At 58.7% G+C, this 24,792-nt stretch carries 16 protein-coding genes and 4 tRNA genes; 13 read left to right on the forward strand and 7 right to left on the reverse strand.

The window, feature by feature from the left end:
* Positions 1 to 128: 128 nt before the first annotated feature.
* The 4 genes from WJU23_RS01645 to WJU23_RS01660 form a co-directional block, all read right to left on the reverse strand.
* On the reverse strand, positions 129 to 545 hold the full coding sequence (locus WJU23_RS01645) for a response regulator (protein ID WP_346330783.1): 417 nt from the start codon (positions 543 to 545) through the stop codon (positions 129 to 131).
* A 92-nt stretch (positions 546 to 637) separates the two neighbouring features.
* Positions 638 to 4,279, reverse strand: a complete 3,642-nt coding sequence (locus WJU23_RS01650; RefSeq protein WP_346330784.1) for a CheR family methyltransferase — start codon at positions 4,277 to 4,279, stop codon at positions 638 to 640.
* Complete coding sequence (locus WJU23_RS01655) at positions 4,279 to 4,482, reverse strand: hypothetical protein (RefSeq protein WP_346330785.1); 204 nt, start codon at positions 4,480 to 4,482, stop codon at positions 4,279 to 4,281. The genes WJU23_RS01650 and WJU23_RS01655 overlap by 1 nt, the downstream gene beginning before the upstream one ends.
* Positions 4,483 to 4,661: 179 nt before the next feature.
* Positions 4,662 to 6,245, reverse strand: coding sequence for a peptide ABC transporter substrate-binding protein (locus tag WJU23_RS01660; RefSeq protein WP_346330786.1), 1,584 nt, complete (start codon positions 6,243 to 6,245; stop codon positions 4,662 to 4,664).
* Positions 6,246 to 6,332: 87 nt separating this feature from the next.
* Between WJU23_RS01660 and WJU23_RS01665 the strand changes: the two genes are divergently transcribed.
* The 6 genes from WJU23_RS01665 (at position 6,333) to WJU23_RS01690 (ending at position 10,341) form a co-directional block, all read left to right on the forward strand.
* The gene (locus tag WJU23_RS01665) at positions 6,333 to 7,067 is read left to right on the forward strand and encodes a family 16 glycoside hydrolase (protein ID WP_346330787.1); all 735 of its coding nucleotides are present in this window, start codon (positions 6,333 to 6,335) and stop codon (positions 7,065 to 7,067) included.
* Positions 7,068 to 7,179: 112 nt separating this feature from the next.
* Positions 7,180 to 8,121, forward strand: coding sequence for a metal ABC transporter substrate-binding protein (locus tag WJU23_RS01670; protein WP_346330788.1), 942 nt, complete (start codon positions 7,180 to 7,182; stop codon positions 8,119 to 8,121).
* Between the two features lie 1,721 nt (positions 8,122 to 9,842).
* Positions 9,843 to 9,914, forward strand: a tRNA-Met gene (locus WJU23_RS01675).
* Positions 9,915 to 9,984: 70 nt separating this feature from the next.
* Positions 9,985 to 10,058: transfer RNA gene (locus tag WJU23_RS01680), tRNA-Leu, on the forward strand.
* 9 nt (positions 10,059 to 10,067) lie between these two features.
* Positions 10,068 to 10,140: transfer RNA gene (locus tag WJU23_RS01685), tRNA-Arg, on the forward strand.
* Positions 10,141 to 10,265: 125 nt separating this feature from the next.
* Positions 10,266 to 10,341, forward strand: a tRNA-Glu gene (locus tag WJU23_RS01690).
* Positions 10,342 to 10,425: 84 nt separating this feature from the next.
* On the opposite strand, the gene WJU23_RS01695 is transcribed toward WJU23_RS01690, so the two are convergent.
* The 3 genes from WJU23_RS01695 to WJU23_RS01705 are packed head-to-tail and all read right to left on the reverse strand — an operon-like array spanning position 10,426 to position 13,009.
* Positions 10,426 to 11,016 carry a YeeE/YedE thiosulfate transporter family protein gene (locus tag WJU23_RS01695; protein WP_346330789.1) on the reverse strand — a complete coding sequence of 197 codons (591 nt, stop codon included), beginning with the start codon at positions 11,014 to 11,016 and terminating at the stop codon, positions 10,426 to 10,428.
* On the reverse strand, positions 11,013 to 11,600 hold the full coding sequence (locus WJU23_RS01700; RefSeq protein WP_346330790.1) for a YeeE/YedE thiosulfate transporter family protein: 588 nt from the start codon (positions 11,598 to 11,600) through the stop codon (positions 11,013 to 11,015). Before WJU23_RS01700 ends, WJU23_RS01695 begins: the two co-directional genes overlap by 4 nt.
* Positions 11,597 to 13,009: an MBL fold metallo-hydrolase gene (locus tag WJU23_RS01705; protein WP_346330791.1), complete on the reverse strand. Its 1,413-nt coding sequence runs from the start codon at positions 13,007 to 13,009 to the stop codon at positions 11,597 to 11,599. Before WJU23_RS01705 ends, WJU23_RS01700 begins: the two co-directional genes overlap by 4 nt.
* A gap of 208 nt (positions 13,010 to 13,217) precedes the next feature.
* On the opposite strand from WJU23_RS01705, the gene WJU23_RS01710 reads away from it, so the two are divergent.
* The 7 genes from WJU23_RS01710 to WJU23_RS01740 all read left to right on the forward strand — a co-directional run bounded on the left by WJU23_RS01710 (position 13,218) and on the right by WJU23_RS01740 (position 24,744).
* A complete protein-coding gene (locus tag WJU23_RS01710; protein ID WP_346330792.1) occupies positions 13,218 to 13,934 on the forward strand; it encodes a hypothetical protein in 717 nt (238 codons plus the stop codon).
* Positions 13,935 to 14,016: 82 nt separating this feature from the next.
* A complete protein-coding gene (locus tag WJU23_RS01715; RefSeq protein WP_346330793.1) occupies positions 14,017 to 15,435 on the forward strand; it encodes an RtcB family protein in 1,419 nt (472 codons plus the stop codon).
* Positions 15,436 to 15,660: 225 nt separating this feature from the next.
* A complete protein-coding gene (locus WJU23_RS01720) occupies positions 15,661 to 16,278 on the forward strand; it encodes an HNH endonuclease (RefSeq protein ID WP_346330794.1) in 618 nt (205 codons plus the stop codon).
* A gap of 143 nt (positions 16,279 to 16,421) precedes the next feature.
* The gene (locus tag WJU23_RS01725) at positions 16,422 to 18,161 is read left to right on the forward strand and encodes an ABC transporter ATP-binding protein (RefSeq protein WP_346330795.1); all 1,740 of its coding nucleotides are present in this window, start codon (positions 16,422 to 16,424) and stop codon (positions 18,159 to 18,161) included.
* 9 nt (positions 18,162 to 18,170) lie between these two features.
* Positions 18,171 to 18,614 (forward strand): hypothetical protein, encoded by a 444-nt coding sequence (locus tag WJU23_RS01730; RefSeq protein ID WP_346330796.1) that lies wholly within the window; start codon positions 18,171 to 18,173, stop codon positions 18,612 to 18,614.
* Between the two features lie 26 nt (positions 18,615 to 18,640).
* Complete coding sequence (locus WJU23_RS01735) at positions 18,641 to 19,066, forward strand: HIT domain-containing protein (protein WP_346330797.1); 426 nt, start codon at positions 18,641 to 18,643, stop codon at positions 19,064 to 19,066.
* A 203-nt stretch (positions 19,067 to 19,269) separates the two neighbouring features.
* Complete coding sequence (locus tag WJU23_RS01740; RefSeq protein WP_346330798.1) at positions 19,270 to 24,744, forward strand: autotransporter-associated beta strand repeat-containing protein; 5,475 nt, start codon at positions 19,270 to 19,272, stop codon at positions 24,742 to 24,744.
* Positions 24,745 to 24,792 lie beyond the last annotated feature (48 nt).

The raw sequence follows: 24,792 nt of genomic DNA on the forward strand, positions 1-24,792 counted from the left end.
CTCCCCCCCATCCGCCTGAAAGGCCCTGGCCAAACGACCTCCCTTGGTCACACCACCCGTTAGGCCATCAACTGCCTCCAAAGAAAAGCGGTGTGGCGCTCAATCGCTTCTCCGTCCTCCGTCATTCGTCATTCGTCATTCGTCATTCTGCCCCCCTTCTCTCTCACCGCCTCCGCCAGCAGCTCCCTCAGCGTCTCCTTGGAAAACGGCTTCAAAAGATGATGCCTGAACCCAGCCTCCCGGCTCTTGGCCCGGTCGCTTGCCATCCCATAGCCGCTCATGGCGATGGCATACACAGTCTGCTTCAGCCTGACTTCCTTCAGTAACTGCCAGCCGTCCCCGTCTGGCAGCCCGATGTCAGAGATCAGCACATCGCAGCCGGCAGCGGGCAGGTCCTCCAGCGCCTGCCTCATGCTCGTCGCACAGAGCACCTGATGGCCTTGCTTCACCAATTGCCGGGTCAGATACTTCAGGGTGTCCGCATTGTCCTCAACCACAAAAATGCAGAGGGTATTGTCGGAAGAACTGTTCAAAGCGTCACTCACACCTGCAAATCGTATCTGCGCCGGCTCATGAGTGCAGAAAACTCAATCTCCCTCCCACCGGATTTCCGCTTCACGGAATCATTCTGCATTCGTCATTTTCCCTCCATCATCAATGGCAGTGTGACCACAAAACAGCTCCCTTTGCCCCGGCCTTCGCTGGCCGCATGGATCGTCCCCTCATGCGCCAGCACCGTCGCCTGGGAGATCGCCAGGCCCAGGCCCAGGCCGCCAAATTTCTTTTTAATGGTGGCATCCGCCTGGGTAAAAGGGCTGAACACATGCGCCAGCGCCTCAGCGCTGATGCCGATGCCAGTGTCCTCCACCTCCACCACGATCCGGCCACCCTCATTGTAAGAGCGTACCCGGATGGAACCCTTCTTCGGCGTGAATTTACAGGCGTTTTTCACCAGGTTCCAGAACACCTGCTGAAGCCGCACAGAATCGCCCTCCACCTCATGCTCAGCGGCCTCCAGGGCCACCTCCACCCGGTGTTCCTTGCAGGCCAGCTCGCTCTGGCAGATGTTTACCGCCTCCTTCACTGCCGCATGCAGGTCCATGCGTTTCGGGGTGATCTCCATCTTTCCCCGGGTGATGCGTGTGATGTCCAGCAAGTCATCAATCAGATAGGTTTCCATCAGGATGTTCCGCTCGATCATCTGAAAAAGCTCCTTTAGCTCCTCGTTCAGATCCGGCTCCTCATTCGCCGCCTGTACCGCCATCAGCACCGGGGTTAAAGGTGTCCGCAGTTCGTGGGACAGCACCGCCAGGAAGTTGTTCTTCACCTGGTCCGCCTGTTCTGCCGCCTCCCGCGCCTGCCGGGTCTCATGCAGTGCGTTCAGTATCTCCCGGCGGGAGATTTCCAGCGCCTTCGCAGCTTCCACCCTCTGCGTCAGGTCCACTGTCACCGCCAGCACGGAGGAGGGTTGGTTACCGCTGTCTCCTAGCCGGCTCAGGCTGCTGCTCGCCGGCACCACGCTTCCGTCCGGCCTCACATATCGTTTGTCGATGGAAAGGGAATTCCCGCCTTCCAGCAGCTCTGTCCAGGCCTGCATGCAGGCTTCAATGTCATCAGGGTGCGTCACATCACTCACCGTCAGACTCAGCAGCTCTGCCCGCGTCCGGCCCAGGATGCGGCACAGTTCATCATTCACCCGCAAGAACCTTCCCTCCGGGTCAATCTCAGACTGACCCACCGCCGCCTGCTCAAAGATCGCCACCAGCCGCTCCTCACTCCTGCGCAGCGCCTCCTGCGCCTGCTTGGTCTCCGTGATGTCCACAAACGTCAGCACCACCCCGGCGATCTGGTCCTCTGTTGTCCGGTACGGCTGCATCTGGGTTAAAAACCACCGCCCATCGCGGTCACACACTTCCTGGCTCACGGGCAGCAGCCTGTCCAGCACCGCCTCCGCATCCCGCGTCAGCCCCTCATAGTCCAGCCGGTGACGAAGGTCCGCCAGCGGCCGTCCCACATCCGTGGAGATCAGGTTAAACAGCTTCACCGCCGAAGGCGTGTATCTTTTGATGCAGAGCTGCCTGTCCAGAAAGATCGTCGCTATGTGCGTGGAGGCCATCAGGTTTTGAAGGTCGCTGTTCGTATAGCTCAGCTCATGCACCTTGCTTTTCAGCTCCATGTTTACCGTCGTGATCTCCTCATTGATGGATTGCAGCTCCTCACGGCTGGTCTCCAGCTCCTCCGTCGCGGACCTCAGCTCCTCGTTCATCGCCTGCAGTTCTTCATTGGAGGCCTTCAGTTCTTCACTGGAGGCCTCATACTGCTCCACTGTTTGCCGAAGTTGCAGCTTCAAATGCTCGATCTCCTGCTCCAGATGATGCGTCACCCCCTGGACGGCCACAGGCGCCTCCTCCTCTCCGCTGGCAGCCGCCCTTTCCTCAAACACCACCAGGAAAAAATCCACCGCCCGGTCCTTCGCCGGCCGCACGCTGATGTCCACCAGCAGTCGCTGCCCGTTCACCTCCATGCGGACATCCCGCATTTGCACCGTTTCCTGCCCCTGGCTTGCTCTGAACAATGCCGCCCTAAGCTCGATCCTCAACGCCGGGTGCACCAGATGCAGCAGGTTCACCGTTGTCTTCCCGCCGGAAAATTGCAAAAACCGCCCGCACCCTTCTGACAGGTGAATGATGTCATAGGCCGAATTCACAATCACCGATGGCGGTACAAAACCCTCCAGCAGCTTGAAGTGCAGCCCTTCCCAGGAAAACTGCCCCCCCTCTTCCGTTTCGCCACGAGCCGGACTTCTCAGCGGAATCAGGGTCGCCGCCTGCGGAATCACCGGGCCTTCCCCCATTCGCGCGTGCATGGATTGGAAGCTCGCATGCGGACTCATAAAAATCGGCAGCGCCAGCCGGCCCGTCGCTTTTTTTTCGAAGATCCGGTGTTCCTTGTTCACCGGCCCGAAAAGCAGCCTCGCCTCTTCGGCCGATTCCGATGAGCCCAGGAACAGCTTGCCCTGCTGCCCCAGCGCAAAGTGGAAGATATCAAACACCCGGCTCTGCGCTTCCCTCGTCAAATAGATCAGCAAATTCCGGCAGGTAATCAGGTCCAACCGTGAAAAAGGCGAATCCTTTAGCACATTGTGAGAGGCAAACAGCACCATCTCACGGATTTCACGCCGGATCCGGTACGCTCCTTGCTCATGGGTAAAAAACCGCCTCAGCCGTTCTTCGGATACATCCGCCAGGATCGTTTCCGGGTAACGTCCATCCCGCGCCACACTGATCGCCTCCTCATCAATGTCCGTCGCGAAGATCTGGATCGTCGGTTTGGATTCCAGCCGGTCCGCATACTCGGACATCAGCATCGCCACGGAATACGCTTCTTCCCCAGTCGCGCAGGCCACCACCCACACCCGTACCAAGTCCCCTGACCGCTTACCTTCAAACAGGTCCGGCAAAGAGCTGTTCAGCCTCTCAAAGGACTCCTTGTCGCGGAAAAAATTCGTCACGCTGATCAGCAGATCCTGCAGCAGAGCCCCAGTCTCCCCTGGATGGGTGCGCAAAAAAGCCAGGTACTCAGTCAGGCTCGTCACACTGTTCACCTGCATCCGCCGCGCCACCCTTCGCAACATCGTTGCCCGCTTGTAAGCGCTGAAGTCATGGCCCGTCCGCATGCACAGGAAGGCCAGCACCTCCCGCAGCTTCGCATCTCCCTGCGGTGCCTGCGCTTTAGCCTCTTCCTCCTCCTGCTCCAGTTCAGGCTCCAACGGCAGCCGCACCCGCCGCTCACTTTCCAGATATTCCATCAGCCTTTGTGGCATCTCCCGCACCGGCAGCACCCAGTCCACCATTCCGGTGGCGATGGAGCATCGCGGCATCTGCGGGATTTCTGCCTCATTGGGATCCTGCGCAATGGTCAGCCCGCCCCGCTCCTTGATCCTTTTGATGCCGATGCACCCGTCCCCATCCCCCCCGGAAAGCACCACCGCCATCGCCTGTGGCCCATGGGTATCCGCCAGCGAGCGAAAAAACAGGTCCACTGGCATCCGGCGCCCGCGCGGCTGGTCAATGGTCTTGAGGTCAATGTGCCCGTCCCGAACCACCAGGTGATGTCCGGGCGGGATCACATACACGCTGTTGGCCTCGATCTCCGTCAGCCCTACCACCTTAATTACCTTCATCGCCGTGGACCGCTGCAAAATGTCTGCCAGCACACTGTCATGATCTGCGGAAAGATGAACCACCACCACAAACGCCATCCCGCAGTTCTCCGGCATCAGCGAAAAAACGTCTGCATCGGCTTCAAGCTGCCCGCCGATCCGCCCAGCCCCACAATCGGCAGGGTACTGTTCGATGCCCCTTGGATCATCCCCTCCTTCTTCGCTCCGCTCTCCGGGATCATCTCCGTTTGTGAACTCTCGGAATCCTGCACAGCCGAGGCTGCATCATCCTCACTCTTGCTGTTTTCCAAATGATCCATGTTATCCTCTAACAAACACGTAAAGCACCTTCTTCCAATCTTTAAAACCTCCCAGCCCGTCTTAAACCATCACGCAAACCGGCCTAAAAGCAAAATGCACGATTTAGCCCGATATCGCAGTGTGGAAACTATGGATAGGAAGCTCCGCTAGAGACGGCTCTCCACCTTTTTTCCATCCCCTAATTCTTCCACCTCATGCACCTGAACGGATGATCATCAATCAGGTTTCCCTGCACCCCCTCCAGCCGGTCAGCATGGTAAAACTGCACCCCCACATAATAGTAAACCGGGATGATCGCTGACTCCTCGCGAATCAGCGTCTGCTCTGCCTGCTGGAAGATGGCGTTGCGTTTCAGGATGTCCGCCTCCCCCGCCGCCTCCGTCACCAGACGGTCATACTTCTCGTTAGACCAGCCTGTGCGGTTGTTGCCGCTGCCCGTGATGAACATGTCCAGAAACGTGCTCGGATCGTTGTAGTCCCCCACCCAGCTCGACCGGCACAGGTGGTAGTCCAGTTCACGCATGGATTTCAGCCACACTTTTTGCTCCTGCTTCGTCAGGTTCACCGTCACCCCCAGGGCCTCCTGCCACATCGCCTGCAGCTCAATAGCGATGTTCCTTTCCACCCCCAGCGGAATGTAAAGATACTCCACACGCGGAAAACCCTTGCCCCCCGGATATCCCGCTTCCGCCATCAGCCGCCGCGCCTCCTCCACATTCAGGTCCAGCCCCGGCGGAGCCTGATAGTCCTGCCCAGTTCCAGGCGGAGTCAGGCCCCAGGCCGTCAATTCACCAAGCTGCGTGATCTTTTCCACGATCCGAGCCTTGTCCACCGCCAGCGCAAAGGCCTGCCGCACCCGTGCATCATCAAAGGGCGGTTTCGTCACATTGATGCGGATGAACCACGTCCCCAGAAAGGGTCCCGTGTGAAACCACGGCTGCTGTTTCAGCTTCTGCGTCAGCGTCGGCGGGATCATGCCCTTGTCCATGATCAGGTCGCACTGGCCGGTATGGAAGTAGCTCAACGCCGTATTCGCATCCTGCACCGGCTTGATCTCGATGGTCTCCATCCCCACGTTTGCCGCATCCCAGTAATGCGGATTTTTGCGCAGGCGGATGCGGTCATCCAGCAGCCACTCTTCCAGGAAGTAGGCCCCGTTGGTGACGATGTTCGCCGGTTTGATCCAGGCCGTCCCGTGTTTTTCAATCGTCCCCAGCGGCACCGGAGCCAGGGTGACAAAGGCCGTCAAGTCCACAAAATACGGCGTCGGGTTTTCCAGTTCCACCCGCAGTGTCTTCTCATCCACAGCCTTCACACCCACTTTGGAAAAATCCGGGTCCTGACCTTCGCTGAACGCCTTGGCCCCCCGGATCACATGCATCAGCGAAGCGTAGTCCCCCCCTGTCGCCGGATCCAGCGCCCGCTTCCACGACCCGACAAAATCCTCCGCCACCACCGCACGCCCATCCGTCCAGGCCGTGCCCGCCCGCAGATGAAAGGTATAAGTTTTCCGGTCCGGTGAGATCTCCCACCGCTCCGCCATCCCCGGCTCTGGCCTGCCAGCCTGGTTCACCCGGCACAGCCCCTCGAAAAGTGCGGTGGAAAGCCGCATGGAAACCTGGTCCGAGGTCAGCGCCGGATCCAGCGTCTCCGGCTCCGCGCTCTGGATGAAGACTAGGTCCGCACGCTCCCGCTCCGGGGCACACGCACCCAGGCAGACCGCACAGGCCGCCACTGGCAGCATTCGGGACAAAATTCGCATCCCGGCCAGACTGCATGCGACTCCCGCACCGCGCAAGAAATCCAAATCGCCGCAATATGGAATCCGCTGCCACGTTTTCAGCGGCCCATGAAAATCCCGTCCCTTCTTTTCCTCGCCCTCGCCTCCCTGGTCAGCGCTGCCGAAAAACCCATGCTCGCCATCCCAGGAGAGGTCATCTATGAATCCAAACTCGATTCCGCCCCCGCCTCCCCCTGGAAGATCGCCAAAGGCCAGTGGGAACTCAAGGACGGCGTTGTCCGCGGTGCCGAACTGGAGGCCGACAAGCACGGTGCCGTCGCCCGCCTGCCTAACAAACTGAATGACTTCATCATCGAATATGAATTCAAGTTTGAAGGCGCCCGCACCACCAGCCTGTCCATCAATGCCGTCAAGGACCACATGGCCCGCATCAACATCACGCCCACAAGTGTGACCGTCCAGAAGGACGACAACGACCATGAAGGTCCGGACAAGGCGGTCGTCTTCGCCCGTTTCCCTGCTGAGCTCAAGCCAGGCACCTGGAACAAAGTGCGCTTGGAAATGGTCGGCGACCTGATGCTCGGCCAGGTCAACGGCCTCACCGCCTGGGGCAGCGACGACCTCTTCAAGACTGACAAAATGAACCCCGGTTTCACCGTCGGCGGCCAGTCTGTGGACTTCCGCAACCTTACCATCCGCAACGCCACCCTCAATCCAGAGTGGGAAACCGCCAAAGCCACCCTGCCCAAGCCCGGCGAAAAAGTCGCCCCCGGCGCTCCAAAAGGCAAAGGAAAGGGCAAGGCCAAAAACAAGGGCGCCGCCGCAAAGAAGAAACGCGAATAGCCTTTTTCGGCTCTTTTTTTCGCCCATGCCAGAAAGACCTTCCGGCATGGGTTTTTTGTTGCTTAATTTTGGGACCTTTGTCCGCTTGCATGGTCTAAACCCTTCAATCCTTATGAAAAACCTCCTCATCCTGCCCCTCCTACTGTTGATCGCAGGCTGCAAACCCGCCTCTGAATCCACCCCCGCAGCCGCTCCACAGCCAGGCGCACCGGCGGCTGCCGTACCCCAGGGTGGAAAACCCCAGGTTTATGCTGCCAATTATCCGCTCAAATATTTTGCCGAACGCCTCGGTGGCGCTGCCGTGGACGTCCACTTCCCTGCCCCGGCGGATGAAGATCCGGCCTTCTGGAATCCGGATGATGAAACCATCGCCAAATACCAGGCAGCCAGTCTCATCCTGATGAACGGCGCCAGCTATTCCAAGTGGGTGGACAACACCACCCTGCCTGATGACAAGGTCATCAATACCTCCAGCGCCTTTTCCAAAGACTTTATCGAGGTCAAAGAAGCCACCACCCACAGCCACGGCCCTGAGGGCGAGCACAGCCACAGCGGCACCGCCTTTACCACCTGGATGGACCTCCAGCAGGCCATCCTCCAGGCCCAGGAAGTCTCCACCGCCCTCCAGGCCGTGGTGCCTGCGGAAGCCAAGACCATCCAGCAGCGTTTTGAAGAACTTAAAAAAGAGCTGGAATCTTTAGATAATCGTTTGTTAGGCGTCAGCAAGCGCATCGGTAACACACCTCTCGTCGCCTCTCATCCAGTCTATCAATACTTCGCCCGCCGTTACAACCTGAACCTGCAGTCCATGCATTGGGAACCCGAAACCGTGCCTAACAACAAGGATATGGAAAACTTCGTGCGTCTGCTTTCCGGTCACCGTGCCAAATGGATGCTTTGGGAAGGCACCCCAGCAGCCCGCAGCGTCGACCGCCTCGCCAATCTCGGCATCCAGAGCCTGGTCATTGACCCCTGTGGCAACACCCCCGAAAACGGTGATTTCATGACCGTCATGACTGCCAATGTCGAAGCTCTCGAAAAGGCCTTTCCGTGAGGATTAGGCAACCTAAGAACCCAAGTTGCATTTCAGCAGCCATCGGCTAAAAATAGTTATTATTTATATTTGACGCCTCACAAGAGGTGTGTCAAATTCTACGCACACTTAACACGACCTTCCATGAACCGGACCTTCACAACCTCCTCAATACTCGGGACCCTCGCAGGGTTCCAGTTGAGAAGTTATTGTGCACGACCCGGCACCGACTTTACGGCCCTTCGCCATGAAGAGATGGAACTGAACATTCCAGCCAAGGAGGTCAACGAGCAGCGCGGCTAGCCCGCAGGTTTTACCAAGAACCCGGCATTTCCAAGCCCTGCTCGCCCTCAAAAGGCAGCAGGGCTTTTTGTTTTCCAAAGCAGTTCAGTTGGGCACCAACTGATTCATCGCAAAGCAGCTTTGCTGGTTTCAACCAAGTACACAAGCACCTTCTAGACCCTCTCACCGGGCCACCTCTCAAGCCATCCATCAACCTCTGCCGCAGGAATTTCCTGCCTCCCATTAATAGCCTATTTGGGCAACCTTTAACCGCGTAAGTATTCCTAAGCTCATAAGCCGGAATACAGGGACAACCGCGCCCCATTTGACATCACGAAGAGGCTTCCCGGAAGGTGTGCCATAAACACCTGAACATCCGCCGTGTAAACCCTGCGGGTGCGACGCCAGCGATGTGCTTAATACCCCCATCCCAGTGCGTGGCAGCGGTGTTCGTTCTATTCATGCGTGACGCATCAGCCGTTCTGTAGTCCCGGCTTCAGCCGGTCAGACCTAACTAGCTATATGCGTCACGCCTTGAATGGCCGCACAAGCCAATCATCATGGAGCGTGAGGACCCGCAGCAAAGGACCGCCCGCCACCTTCCGGGGGACACAGGATCGCCACCAGGAGGTTAGGTCACGGGCAGGCTGTCCGTCCCCACGCTCCATGCCCATCGGGCTTGTAGTGTAGAAGTTTGCACGGCTGGCTCGCATCCAGCAAGTGACGGAGCGTTACCGTCCTTGTCCACCCTTTCATCATCCTATAAACGCAGGGCGAGCCAGTGCTCTGCCAGGTCTCATAAGCCTGGCTTGGCCGGTGCAACTCCGGTCCCTGCATCCAATCAAACAACGAATGACGAAACCCGAATGACGAATGTTGGGAGCCGCTATCTGCCAGTCTTAGATTCGTCATTCGTCATTCGTCATTCGTCATTTCTCTTTCCATCCCCTTCGGTAGCTCAACAGCAGAGCACCCGGTTGATAACCGGAAGACCGTGGAGCGTCACCACGCCGAGGGACCAACTCTTATTATAAACGCTGGATGGCTCAGACAGATGAGCGGCGGACTGAAGCTCCGCCCAGGCTGGTGCGATACCAGCTCCAGCGGCCATCCATTTCGCGGCCTTGATGTAACAGCCAGCATGTCTGTCTTCCAAACAGAGCGCGCCGGGGCAGCACCGGCAGGCCGCACTCTTTCCAATCATTCCCTTCATGGTGTAACAGCAGCATTCCCCCCTGTGACGGAGACGGTGCCGGGGCAGATCCGGCTGAGGGAACCAGCTATTCATTTTATATCACGCGTGCAAGACCAAGAGACGAGTCAGCGGTCTGCAAAGCCGCCTTACCCGGTGCGAGTCCGGGGCACGCGTCCACTTTATACGGATACGAGAGAGCCAGCGTACTCGCTTGTTTTGGGAACAAGAAAGGCCCGGGGCAGCACCGGGGTATCCGACCATTCACTGGTCTGTAGCTTAACAGAAGAGCGTCGGGCTCATAACCCGGAAGATGCTGGTGCAAATCCAGCCGGACCGACTTTATCAACCATTCAGGAGTGACGGCAGGCCGTCATTGACGAGGCCAGGATGGCCTCACTCCTTGTTTTGCCGCACTAGCCCAACTGGCAGAGGCGCTGAGCTCAGACCTCAGAGGATCTTGGTTCGAATCCAAGGTGTGGCACCCATTTATGTCCCCGTAGCTCAGCAGACAGAGCATCGGTTTACGAAGCCGAGGGCCGCAGGTGCGAATCCTGCCGGGGACACTTTTTTCGCCTAACTCAGTATGGAACATGAACCGGACAAGAGCCCGGGACTCACTGCTAAGGAGATCGTGCTGCTGTGGCTGCATGGGGAGCATGCCCTCCGCGTTACTCCAATTTTCCATTCAGACCCTGTCGTCTAACGGCTCAGGACATCCGGCTTTCTACCGGGCAATACGGGTTCGAATCCCGTCAGGGTCGCCAATTTATATACGGTCCAAAGCTTAGACAGCGAAGCAGCCGGCTTTTAACCGGCATAGCGGGGTGCATGTCCCCGTGGACCGACTTTTAGCGCACGGTATAAAGATCCAAGATATAAAGGCATACGCCCAGCACGAGAATGAAGCCGGGTATAAAGAAGCTGCGCGGCAGATGAAATAGTTCGGGGAGAGTGACCTTGCCTTTATCTCCCCATTTTTCGACGGTGGCTTGAAGCCGGGTGGAGAGTTCCGCGTAGATCCATGAGCCGATCACAAGACCGGCCATGCCGAAGAGTACGTCCCAGCTTCCCTGACCGAGAGCGGCAGCACCTGTCCCTGGGCAATAGGCCAGCAGGGCGAAACCGGCCCCAAACAGCAGGCCTCCAATGAGGTTGGCCCCGATCCGCAACGGCTGGATATGAAGATTGACCTTGGCAAAGTGGTGCAGGGTCAGAACTCCTGCCATGCCGACGACGACGGCGGTCATCATGACCTTAACGACGGTGAAGTCCTGCAAGAGGAGCTGGCCGACCAGCACGTTGTATTTGGCGACGCCGCCCTTCTGCAAAAGAAAGCCGAAACACAGTCCAAAGGCAACAGCGCCAAGCAAACGGCCAAGGCCAGCAGGACCTTTTTTGGGTGTGCTGGAAGCTTTGACAACTGAACCCGGATCTTTCATAACCAAAGGTATAACAACATGGCGGTGGCAATGCCGCCGATGAACATGGCAATGACCGTGAGCCAGGAGCCCGCGCTGAGCTGCAAGGTGCCGCTGATGCCATGACCGCTGGTGCAGCCGCCTGCCAGGCGGGCTCCAAAGGCCATGAGCAGGCCGCCGGCCATACCGATGGCAGCGCGGAGAAGGAGGCTGTCGCCAAAGCGGTCGGTCCACATGGGGTGCAGCCATTCATCTTTGATTTCGCCCCCTGACCAGGCGGCAAGGAACCCGCCCAGAACAGTGGCGATGACAAAAGCAAAACCCCAGTCCAGACGAGGCGGATTATCCTGATAGTATTTTAGCGACCGGGTGTGACCGGGAGCCACGACCATGCCAATAAATCCGGCCACCGTGGCATAGAAAGACGAGGCTCCGATGGCTTTTCCAGCCAATGCGAAAGTCAGCCAGGAAAGGATGCCGATGCCTGCTCCCACCACAAAGGGCGACCAGGCCCCGCCTCCATAATCCAGAGCATTGGCCCCCAGATCTGCAGCCTGTGAGAGGCTGGGAAGTGTGATCAGGCTGATGGTGAAGATTGCTTTCATTCGCTGCCATTCCCTCCTGCGACCGGATAACCGGCGCTTTTCCAGGCCTGCCAGCTACCTGGGATGTTATAAACCAGATGGAAACCCTCTTGCTTCAGAATGCTGGTGCCGATGCTGGCTCGGTAGCCGCTGTCACAATAGACGGCTGCTGGAGCGTCGCGGTCGAGTTCCCCGCAGCGCTTGCGCAGGTCAGGAAGGAAAAAGTGTGACGCTCCTGGGATGTGGCCCTGGCCCCATTCATCCGGGGTTCGCACGTCCACGATCTGCAAGGACGAGGGGGAGACGGCATCCTTCACCTGATGAACGCTCCATTGGCCCACATGATCAAGCGGCAGGCCGGCGTTGTTCCACGCTTTCATGCCGCCAGCAAGATAACCCGCAATCCGGGTATATCCTGTGCGAAGGAAGAGTTTCAAAACTTTGTCCAGGCTGGCATCATCATCCAGGACCAGGAGAAGAGGCTCTTCAGGCTTGAGCAGCCAGCCAGCCCAGATGGACAGCATGGGAGAAGCGGCAATGTTCAGTGCTCCTGGCACATGGCCGCCGCCAAAAGCCAGCATCATCCGGGTATCCACCAGAATGCCTTTCCCTTCTTGTACCGCCTGATGAAAAACCGGAGCCGGCAGTCCAGGTGCCTGAGGCAGACCGCCAAGGATTTCCGGGCCTCTGGCATTGATCTTCTTCATCCGGGGATAGTATTCAGGCACCGGTGGGGCATTGCCCAGAGCATGCTCTTTGAAGGCCTCAAACTCCGGCAGTTGCAGCCAGGCATTGTGTTTTCTCTCGTAACCAATGGTGCTGTCCAGGCGGTCGCCAATGTCAGCGCCGCAGGGTGAACCGTGACCATGGGCAGGAAAGATGGCCGTGCCGTCCGGCAGGCTTAGATAATAATCCCGAAGCGTATGGAAGAGCTGGCGGGTAAGTTCCTCCGTCTGGCCGGACCCCAGCAGGTCAGGACGCCCGGCGGAACTGACAAAGAGGGAATCGCCCGTGAGGACACCCCAGGGTGTTTCCGGATGCTCTTCCGCCGTGAGTTCAAAACTGACATGCTCAGGCGTGTGGCCGGGCGTGTGCTTCACCGTCACAATCGTTTTCCCAAAGGTGAAGCGGTCTCCTTCAGCCAGATTTTCATGCTCAAAGCCGTAACACGCATCCCCTTCATGACTGAGGAACATTTTGGCCGAGCCGACTCTGGCACAAAGTTCCCGCGACCCGCTGACGAGATCCGCATGGATGTGGGTTTCAAAGATGTGGGTGATGGAAACCTGCTTTTCACGAGCCAGCTTCACGTATTTCTCCACATCCGGCGTGGGGTCGAATACGGCCGCCACGCCGACACTGTCGTCGCCCAGCAAATAGGAAAGCTCAGCGATGCCTTCCGTCTGGATGCGTTCAAAGATAAGAGCCATGTGCGTGATTGATGAAGCTTGACTAACAGGTGGTTAGGTTTTCGAGCACTTAAAAAAGCGTTCACCCATGTTTCGACCGCGTGGCCTTTTCCGGTCCTATTTACCTTGAAGCAGAGCCCTCCTTTTTTTAAGAAGCCACCCTGAGGGCAGCGCTAAGAGCCACTCTCCGCCTGATGCAGCCTAACTGATTTAACTTTCACCCTTCAGCATGAAACCCGACACCCGAAAAACCCACGACAAAAAGCTGCTCTCCCTCCATCGGGAGTGCAATAAACTCTGGCGAATGCGACTGGAAACAGCTCCGCTAGAACCACCCATCCGCCGAGGATGGAAACGACTCTATTTTCTAACCAAAGATGCCGAACAAAGGGAGGACGCAGACATCCTCAGGGCCATCCTTGAAGAGATCAATGTCATCCGATATCATTGGCGGCGGAACTTTAAGCCAACCAACAGCAAACGCCGTCAGCAGTTGCATATCACAGATCACCAGCTCGCGTGGCGATGGCCAACGGATTTCGGGCCTCGCAAGCGGCTGAAAGCCCAATGGATCTCCTATTTTAAGCCTGCACAGGCTCTGTGGGCAGGTTATCCGCAGCGGGTGATGGAATTTAATCAGCCGGAACTCTTTGAACTGCGAGTCGTCCCAAATCTGCAAACTGAGGCGAAGCTTCTTGAACCGGAAACTGAAAGCCGGCTTGCCTGGATCGAAGCGCATTTGGAAGGATCTGGCAGATACAGGCTGGACAAGCTGACCGATTGCAGCCGCTCCTACGGACAGAATCAGACGAGAAGTCGGCTGCGCGAAAAAATCGCCCGGAAACGTCTTCAAGCGGCCCTGACTGGGGACATCGAGGCGGAGGAGAGGAACCTGCTTTTCTGGCTTTTCCCCTCCGCCTCGAGGTTTCCCATCAGGGCCGCGTAACCAACCGCAATTTGAAGCCGTCGCCGGCTTCGCATCTAACTTTTCAAGATTTTACTCGCTCATTTCAACACACACTTATTTTATGAACTCCCCCTTACTTACTGGCCTCGGCATTCCCGATGGCCCGGCGCTTTGTTCCGGCATGGCGTTTATCAACCGCTATGTACAAGAGGGCGGCGATGCCTCCAGGCTGGAGGAGGAGGTCGGGGCGATTATCGCTGATCCGGCGGCGTATCTTGGAGATCCTTTGCGCGAAGCTTTGGCGCGGGATCTTTATGCGCCGGCTTATAAACAGCGTGACAGGCTGGCCCCGTGGCAGCAATGGGGCTCTGGGCTGGAGGCGGTGGCCGTGCAGCAGATGGCGAATGCCTGTGCGCTGCCGGTGGCAGTGGCGGGGGCGCTGATGCCGGATGCGCATCAAGGGTATGGCTTGCCTATTGGCGGGGTGCTGGCGACTGACAATTGTGTGATCCCGTATGCGGTGGGTGTGGACATTGCCTGCCGCATGAGGCTGAGCGTTTATGACCGCAAAGCCAGCGTGATCCCCGGACAGAAGGGCCGCTTGGCCAACATTCTGGAGCGCGAGACCAACTTCGGTATGGGCGGTGCGTTTAAAGACAAACGGAACCATGAGGTGATGGACGAGGACTGGAATGTCTCCCCCATTACGCGGCGGTTCAAAGACAAGGCGTGGGCTCAGCTTGGCACGAGCGGCTCGGGGAATCACTTTGTGGAATTTGGCGCCTTTGACGTGGATGCCGATCAGGCGGAAGCGCTGAAGGAATCGGGTTTTGACATTCCACCGGGGGAATACCTGGCGCTGCTGTCCCACAGCGGATCGCGTGGCACGGGGGCGCAGGTATGCCTGCACTACAGCCACATCGCCACGGAGCGGCGCTATGATCTGCCGAAGGAAATGAAGCATCTTTCCTGGCTGACCTTTGAGGAAGAAGCGGGCCAGGAATACTGGGCTGCGATGAATCTCATGGGCCGGTATGCGGCGGCTAACCATGCGTTGATTCACAAATACATCGCCAAGAAAGTGGGTGCGCATGTGATCCTGGACATCGAGAACCATCACAACTTTGCCTGGAAGGAAACGCATGTCATTGATGGCCAGGAGCGTGAGGTGGTGGTGCACCGCAAAGGCGCGACCCCGGCAGCGGCAGGAGAGATGGGGGTGATCCCTGGCTCCATGGCCACGCCGGGATTTGTGGTGCGCGGCAAGGGCCAGGCGGGGTCGCTGAACAGTGCCTCCCACGGGGCGGGGCGGCTGATGAGCCGGTCCGAGGCGAAACAAAGTTTCACCTGGGGCAGTGTGCGAAAGCAGCTGGCTGCGGCCGGGGTGGAACTGCTGAGCGCGGGCATTGACGAAGTGCCGGGTGTCTATAAAGACATCCACAGCGTGATGGCGGCCCAGCAGGATCTGGTGGAAGGGGTGGGTCGGTTTCAGCCGCGCATTGTCAAAATGTGCCCGGCCGGGGAGAAGGCGGAGGACTGATTTTAATCCTCCTTTTTGGCGAGAGCCTCCCTGGGGCAGTCTCCTATTTTGGAGGTGTTAAAACTAGGCTTCACCAGCAGGCACCTGGCAGGCGTAACCAGACGTCTGGCAAATTTGGCACTTGGCAAACGGCAATGTTGCGGCACGATTAGTGCCCAACATAAAGGAACGAACACCGCTTCCGTTCCTTCGTGCCGTCAATTCCCGTTTTTAAGGAGACAAAGCATGAATGATGTGTTGAACAAAACTACCGTCCTGGTTCTGAACAGAAACTGGCAGGCGATCGGCGTGAAATCGCCCGCCGATGCCTTTAGCATGATGGCTGCCGGGAATGCGACAGCGCTGAAAATCTCAGCGGATGATGACATGACGCCTGTGACCTGGGAGGACTGGATGAAGCTGCCGGTCAACCCTGGGGACAACTCCATCGGCACGGTGCACGGTCCTGTCCGCATTCCCACGGTGCTGGTACTGGCCCGGTTTGACCGGGTGCCGAAGCGCCGTCCGAAGTTCTGTGCGAAGGCCATCTGGGAGCGTGACGGCGGCGTGTGCCAGTACACCGGGCGCAAGCTGAAGCCTAACGAGGGGAACATTGACCACATTGTGCCCGTCTCCCGTGGTGGCAAAAGCACCTGGGACAACTGCGTGCTGGCGGACAAGAAGGTGAACAGCAAGAAGGGCAGCAAGCTGCCTGAAGAAGCCGGCCTGAAACTGCTGCGCCGCCCTGCTGCCCCGCGTGAAGTGCCGGTGACCCTGCTCATCCGTAATACTTACCAGGTGCGTGACTGGGAGATGTTCCTGGCCAATGCCGGGATCTTCCAGACGGACCGGGCGGTGTGCTGAGTACAGTAGCCATCACTCTCCGAGTGATGGGGTTTGGGAGGGGCGAGGGTCGCCCCTTCTGGAATATTGGAGGAAGTTTATTGGAGGGTAGAAAGAGGGTTTGCTCTGGATCGCATCACTCGGAGAGTGATGAGCACTGTACTATGCCAGACAAACCGACTTCTTTGCGCTCGACGGCCAGCCGATTGCTGGTGTTTGCGCGTGCGCACTGGCGGATGGCGGCGGTGCAACTGGTGCTGGCGGTGCTGGGGACGTCGCTGATCGTGGTCTTCCCAGGAGTGGTGCAGTGGTTTGTGGATGACATCATCCCGAAGAAGGACATTCCGGGCATCTGGAAGGCTGGGGGGCTGGCGATTGGGGCGTTCTTTCTGCGCGAGTTTCTCTTTTATATCCGCACGCGGCTGAACAGTGTGTTTGAACAAAGGATGATCTTTGACCTGCGGGGGCAGCTCCATCGCAAGATCGCGCGCCTGCCGCTGACGTGGTTCGACCGCCAGAGCACGGGGGACATCCTGACACGCATGGCGGATGACGTACCGGCGACGCAGCGGGTGATTTTGGAAGGCATCGAGCAGGGGGTGACGTCGGTGCTGCAAATCATCATCAGCGCGATGGTGATGTTTTACACGAACAGCACCTTTGCGCTGATTGTGATGCTGCCGACGCCGTTCATTGCGGCGGGGGGATGGCTGTTTGCGCGGTGGATCGCTCCGCGGGCGAAGGGGGCGCGGGAGGCGAGCAGCCACATGAACTCGCTGCTGCATGACACCATCACGGGCATCCGCCAGATCAAGAGCTACACGGCGGAGGACACCAAGCAGGAGGATTTTAACAAGGCCAGCGATCATCTGCGCCGCAGCCAGCAGCAGCTCATGACGGCCTGGGCGGTGTACAGTCCGCTGATGGGCTTCTTTGGCAGCTTTGGTTTGGTGCTTCTGCTGGGAGCAGGGGCCTATGGGACCATCCAGGGGGAAATCACGACGGGGGAGCTGTTTAAGTTTATCTTTTTGTTAGGCTTCTTTTTTGAACCCATCGCCCGGCTGCATGGGGTGAATCAGACGATGGTCACAGGGCTGGCCAGTGCGGAGCGGGTGTTTAAAATCCTGGACCAGGCCGGCGAGGAAAACCTGGAGGAAGGCCGCACACTGCAGGAGGTCAAAGGAGCCATCGAATTCAAGGAAGTGGATTTTGAATATCATGAGGGCAAACCGGTGCTGCAGGGGCTGAACCTGCGGGTGGAGCCCCGCCAGACGGTGGCTATCGTGGGCGCGACGGGATCCGGCAAGTCCACGCTGTTTCAACTGCTGACACGGTTTTATGATCCGACCTCCGGCAGCATCACGCTGGATGGCAGCCCCATCACGGAATACAACCGTGTGTCCCTGCGCGATGCGATTGCCTATGTGACGCAGGATGCCTTTCTCTTTGCCGGGACCATTCGGGACAATCTGCGCCTGGGCAAACACGATGCGACGGATGAGGAGATGTGGCGCGCGCTGGACCTGGCCTGTGCCGGAGAGTTTGTACGGCGCGGAGCGGATGGCCTGGATGCGGCGGTGGGTGAGCGCGGAGTGATGCTGAGCGGGGGCGAAAGGCAGCGCATCGCGATGGCGCGCGCCTTCCTGAAAGATGCACCCATCCTGTTATTGGACGAGGCGACAAGCGCCGTGGATACGAAGTCCGAGCAGCTCATCCAGCAGGCGCTGGAGACGCTGCGCCAGGACCGCACCTGTCTGGTCATCGCGCACCGGCTGAGCACGGTGGTGAGCGCGGATGTGATCTACGTAATGCGCCAGGGGGAGGTGCTGGCGCATGGCCGGCATGAGGAGCTGCTGGTGAGCTCGCCGTATTACCGGGAGCTGGCGAGTCTGGCGTTGCTGTGAAGCGGGAGAATGCTTATGAAAAAATGGCAAACCATCCTTTTGATATGCATCGTTGCGGTGATCATCATTGCAGGTGCCAAGCCTCTGCTTGTTTCCATCTTCGGAGAGTGGCCTGGCTTTCCTTCGAATTATCCGGCTGAGGACTATGACCCACGGCTCACCGTGCAGGCAAGCTCAGCGGTCCCGGTTATACAGGCAGCGGAACTGTACTACGCCAAGCATCATCAATATCCGATGGAGGGCAAAGATCTGCTGCCCTTCCTGACCAGCGACCTTCCAACTGAAGGCCAACTGTATGGATGGGCCTATGTGAATGAAACAGAAGGGTTCCAGCTCTACCAAAGTCTGGGCTGGGATCCGCGCCTCATCTACGTTCACACCACTTCATCTTCGCACTGGGTCTTTGATCCAGGCGATGGCAGCCCGGCAAAGAAGATTCAACTTAAACCCTGAAAGCCTAACAAAAACCATTTCATTGAATGAATGACTGCCCTTTCTGCCGGGTTCTGTTGCTGGAACTGGAGACCGCGAAGCTTGGTGAAAACGAGTTCGCGATGGCCTTTCTGGACCTGTGTCCGGTGAATCCTGGGCACACCCTGGTGGTGCCTCGGCGTCATGTCACTTCGTTCGTGGATTTGACAGAACGTGAGACGGCAGCGGTTTTTCAGCTCATTCGGCAGCTGGTACACGCGCTGAAATCTGCATCAGCATCGTACCAAGGAATCACTCTTTCCGCTGCCGATGGCGAGGCCGCAGACCAGGAGGTGCCTCACGCTCATTTTCATGTCATCCCCAGATGCACCGATGACGCGTTTGGATGGCGGCGCTATGGTGAACGGGCGGAACCAGAATTCTTAAAATCCATGGCTTCGGACCTTCGCCAGTTCATGCATGAAGAAGGATGACGGCGAGGATAAGATGCCTGCTGCTCTGAGGGTCAATTTGGCAGTCCAAGACCGTGTGCAAAAGGGTTAGATGTGAAGTCATAAATTAGCCTTTGGTCTAATGCATCGGACTAGCAACTTGGCGGGAGTTTGGCACCCCTTCTGCTTAGTGTAAGGTCCCCCTTTGATTGGCTGTATTTTAAGCAGTCTTGATCATCCCCCCCATGAAAAAAACTGCTGCTACTCTTGCCGTGGCGCTGCTGGCCTTTTGCCTGTCAGCACCGGCTCAAACCCTGCAATTTGATGGTGATACCACGACCGCTGGCATTCAGAATGGCGGCGGCACCTGGGACACAACCACCACCAACTGGTGGCTGAATGGCGATCCTTATGGGGCCTGGCAGAACAATGGTTCGGCCATCGCGGCTTTTGGTGTCATGCCATCCAACAACGCCGCCAGCACCATTAACGTCAGCGGCACGATCAATCTGGCCGGCCTGATCTTCAATCCCCTGTCCGTTGTTCCGAACAAAAGCCTGCACACCTTCAACGGCGGCAACCTGTCCTTTGCTGACAACGCTTTTATCGAATTTGGCGACAACTCCACGATCACCAACAACAGCATCATTTTCAACTCAACCGTCACGGCGAAGGATCTGACGCTGAGGCGCAACGCATCCGACGTATCCACCAGCCAGGCAGCGGTCAGCTTTGCTGCTGCAGGTGCGCATAATCTGACAGGCACGCTGACGGTGGCGGCCCTGGACTCCACTGTCGGGGTCTTCGCGCTTTTGTACGGCAGTACATCCGGCCTGGATCACGTCATCGTGGAGGATGGAAGTGTTTTCGGGGTCTATGGAGCCAATCTGGTTCACGAAATGGATCTCACCCTGAATGGGGTGGGTGGCGTCAATGGAGCCCTGCGCATCGCTGCGAACTCGACCTTCACGGGGGATATCACCCTGGGCACGGAGAACACAGCCATTGTTGTCCACAATGCGACCACCGGCATCGTTAACGGTGCCATTAAAGACGGAGGGTTGGCCCGCAATCTGGAGCTTTTTTCCACCAATGCGAACGGCGTGATGCGCCTGTCCGGTGCCAATACCTATGGTGGCGCGACCCTCCTGGGAGTGAAGGGAACCACCTCGATTGGGCTGGTTCTGGATTTTTCAGAAGCCGCCGCACCTGCATCCAACATTTTGTACAATCAGGGTACGCCGGGGGATCTGGAACTGTGGGGGCGGAATCAAGGCAAGACCACGTTGACACTGCTGGGGAAGAGCGGCAGCAGCAACAGCCAGCACTTTGATACCCTCTCCGTAAATACCTCCTATTCCCGCATCGTGCTGCAGCCTGGTGCGGACGGTGGGATGATGGAGCTGTCATTCACAGGCCTCACCCAGACGGGGAACCTGGGCGCGCTGCGCATCACCAACGCGCCGGGCGGCTCCATCACCACGACCATGGCCGATGGCCTGGTCGGTCCTTGGGCCACCTACACGGATGCTGGAAACCGCAGCGGCTGGGCAGCGGTCAAAGATGGCACTCTAACCCACTTTACAGGAGACTTGGAGGTGCCGGGCGGCTCCACCCTCGCAGCGACACCGGACCTCACCAGCGACAGTCATCTGGCCCTGGGGCTGGCCAACTTAGACACCACTCTCAGCCTGGGGGAGACTGTCACCATCGGCACGCTCACGCAGGGCAGCCCGGTGGACCGTGCGCTGGATTTGGGCGCCGGGAATTTTCTGAGCTTTGGCACGATGGGCGGCATTCAGCTCACAGCGGGGAGCGGAGATCTCCACGTCAGCGGAGGCACAATCACTGGCGATACGTCGGCCAGCCAGCTCTACCTAACCAACGTTTCAGAACTGGGGCAGTTACGAATCTCCTCCGTCATTGCCAATAACACCGGGACGTTGTCTGTCGGTGTGAACGGCACGGGCAACACGGTGCTCGATGGCCCCAATACCTTTAGCGGGCTGGTGCATGTGAACGGTGGAGCCACGCTGGAAGTCCGCCACAACAATGCGCTGGGCACCACGGGCAGCGGTACGCATGTGCATGACGGTAGTTCGATCCGCATCGGCGGCGGCATCACCCTGGCCGAGCCATTTTTCATCAATGGCACGGGCGCGAACAATGATGGTGCGATTCGCATATTGGACGGTGACAACATTCTCAATGCCTCCACGACGCTTTACAGTCCGGCCAGCGTCCTGGCGGATGCTGGCAGCAGCCTGACGATTGCCGGCGCAGCGACGACCAACCGCTTCACAGGCACCCAAAACCTGACGCTGGGCGGCCTGGGGGATATCACGGTCAATGGCCGCATCGCCACAAGCACGGGAACGGTGACGAAGACTGGCAATGGCCGGCTGACGCTCGCAGGGGATAACACTTACACCGGCTCCGCCACCGTCAGTGGCGGCATCCTGCGTGTGGCCCACAACAACGGGCTGGGCACCACAGCGGGAAGCACCACGGTGAATGCCAATTCCACCCTGGAACTGGGCTTTGCCAGTAGTGGAACGGTGGGGGAAAACATCATCTTCTCGGGCCACGGGTTTCCCATCGGGAGGGAGGGCAACCAGACCAGCGGGGCCATCCGTAACGTCCAGGGTAATAACACTCTCAGCGGGACCCTGAGCATCGCCACCACCCCGGGAACAGTCTATGCAGATGCAGGAACCTCCCTGACGATCGCCGGGACATTGCGCACAGGTGCCACCAGCGGGACCAGCGTCCGCGCGGCGATGGTCGGGGGTGCAGGAGACATCATCCTCACGGGCAGCATCATCAACGGTGCCACCAGCGCACGGACCACTCTCGTCAAGAAAGGGGCAGGAACGCTGCATATGCGCTCTGCGACCACCTACACAGGCTCGACAGTGCTCCAGGGTGGGAGGCTAAACCTGGACTTCGCCAATGCTACGCCCACCTCCTCGCTGATCGTTGGCAGCAACGCACTCTTTCTCTCCGACGGCATCCTTCAGGTCTCCGGCAAGGCGGGTGCAGCTAACCAACAAGGCTTCGCCACCACGCAGCTTGGCACCGCCATCGGTACGGGCTCCACCGGGGCAACGCTCACGACTTTTAACGTGGCTGACAACTCCGGTGGTTTTGGCGGCGGCATCACCACCCTTCAGGTCAATCCAGGAGCCGGAGGCACGGCGCGGCTGGATCTGGGTGTTCTGCTGCGCGCCCCGAAATCCGGCAGCGCGGTCAATCTGGTCACACCCGCTGCAGGGGCGATGGTCACCACCACCACGCTGGACATCAACGGCATCCTCAATGGCGGCATGACGGTGGACAAAACGACCTGGGCCACCTCCGCCGCCACGCAGACCACGGACGTCGCTTGGAGCAACACCGGAGATACGATCAACCTCAGCGGGTTCACCAATGGCACCCAGGTTTCCTTCACAGGAACCGCTCCTGCCGGGCTGGCTGTGGACACGGCTTACTACGTCGTTAATGCCACGGGCTCCAACTTCAAAGTCGCCACTACACCAGGAGGCTCCGCCATTAACCTAACCAATGATGGAACCACCGCCGCGATGAACCGGGGCGGGGCCATCACCGGCCTGGCGGCTGGCTCTTATGCCACCACCTTTGCGGAAAATGCCAATGTGGATGTGGCGGCGGCCAGCACCACAGTCCCGGCTGTGGCCGTCAATTCCCTGCGCTTTAATGACAACAGCGGCGCTGACACGGTGCTGAGCCTGAGCGGCACGCTGACCAACCTCAGCGGAGGCATCCTGATCACTGAAAACAACACTGGGAACATCACCTTCAAGAGCGATACCACGACTGCCCGCACGTTCGACCTCGGCACCTCAAATACCACCCTGAACATCCATCATCACGGCAGCGGGGTGCTCACTCTGGAAAGCACGATCTCTTTTGCCAACACCCAGGCCATCACCAAGACCGGCGTGGGTATGGTGGATTTTAGGGCCACCGCACTCACCCCCAATATGCACCTACGCGTTCTGGAGGGCACGTTTAATGTCCTGGGCAACTCGCGTTTTAGCAACTCCTCCACTTATACGGACCTGACCATCGGCACGGCCACGACATCCGCGACGGTCTCCTTTGGCAATGGTGGCTCGACCGGGTCACTCACCTTCAATGCGATCCGCGTCCCAGGCACCGGCAGTTCACTTGTGGGCAATGGCACGGCGGTTTATGAGATCAACTTCAACGGCGGCGGCATCCAGGATCTCACACGGCTGATGATCGGTGGCAGCGGCACGGGCCAGAACAATCTTTCCCTCGCCGCCACCTTGAACACCACGGTGCAGTTCGGCCCGGCCAACACTTATGCCGGGAAAACCAACATCGGCCGGGCCATCTTCGAGGCCAGCGTTTTGGCGGATGCCGGGCAGCCCAGTTCGTTCGGAACTGGCTCCCTGGTCCCCGCCATCGAAATCAACAACACCTCCTCCAGCGTGGCCAGCGAGTCCATCCTGCGGTACGTCGGCAACGCCGATTCCAGTACGAACCGCGCCCTCCGCCTCCTCACCAATGGTGATGCCATGACATCCATCCTGGCGGCGGTGGAAAATGTGGGAACGGGCATGGTCAAATTTACCAGCGCTTTCACCGTCGAAGGCAGCACCACCCGGACGCGCCAGTTTCGCCTGGGCGGCACGAACACCGGGCTCAACGAGATGGTCAGCATCACCGACGGCACCCAGGCAGCAAGCATTGTCTCGCTGAAGAAAGATGGCATCGGCACCTGGGCACTCACCGGTAACAGCACCTACACCGGCACGACCACCATTACCGAGGGCATCCTGCAACTGGGCACCGGCGGCACTTCCGGCACAGTAGGCTCCGGGATCATTGACATCGCTGCGGCAGGCAGCCTGGTCACGCATCGCAGCAACACCTTGACCCTGGCCAACGAGATCATGGGCGCGGGCAGGCTCATCGTCAACAATGCGCCCGCAGGCGTCACCGGCCTAACAGGAAGCAATACTTATTCCGGCGGCACATTCGTTAACTCCGGCACTCTACTGGCCTCCAATACCCTTCCCGGCTCGGCCACAGGCACGGGCAGCGTCTGGGTGGAAGACGGTGCGCGGCTGGGAGGCTCCGGCCAGGTGGGCCTCGCGGGCTCCAGTGTCACTCCCGTGAGCAACATCTCCATCACCATCGCCGGTGGTCATCTCAGAGTCGGCGACACACACGGAGAGGCCAGCGGCACAGCCTCGACTCTCACGCTGCAAACCGGCGGCAATGGCAGCACCAGCGGCACCCTCACGCTGCTAGGCACCGTCGAGTTTGACATCTTCAACCGCCCGCCCTCAGGCGAAAGCCTGGCAGTGGCCGCCGCTACGGCCAACAACGACCTCCTTATTCTCAGCAGCCGCAATCCTGTGATCCTCGGCGGCACGCTGCAAGTCGCCAACTCCACCGGCCTCTCCACCGATTCCTGGGAGGCGGGAGATTCCTGGCAGATCATTGACTGGTACGGCATCTTCACGGATGGCGGCAGCCCGCGATATGAAGGAACTTTCACAGACTACGAACTGCCCAGCCTGGCCAACGGCCTGCAGTGGGACATCAGCCAACTCTACACCACCGGCTTCATCACCATCGCCATTCCTGAGCCAGGCCGCATGAGCCTGCTGGGACTTGCCCTGGCCACACTGCTGCTTCGGCGGCGCAGGTCCAAAATGGAGTGAAGGGGCCCAAGAGGTCCTCTGTATCAACCATCAAGGTCAAACCGGTTT

It is taken from the genome of Prosthecobacter sp. SYSU 5D2 (genome assembly GCF_039655865.1).
Classification (GTDB): Bacteria; Verrucomicrobiota; Verrucomicrobiia; order Verrucomicrobiales; family Verrucomicrobiaceae; genus Prosthecobacter.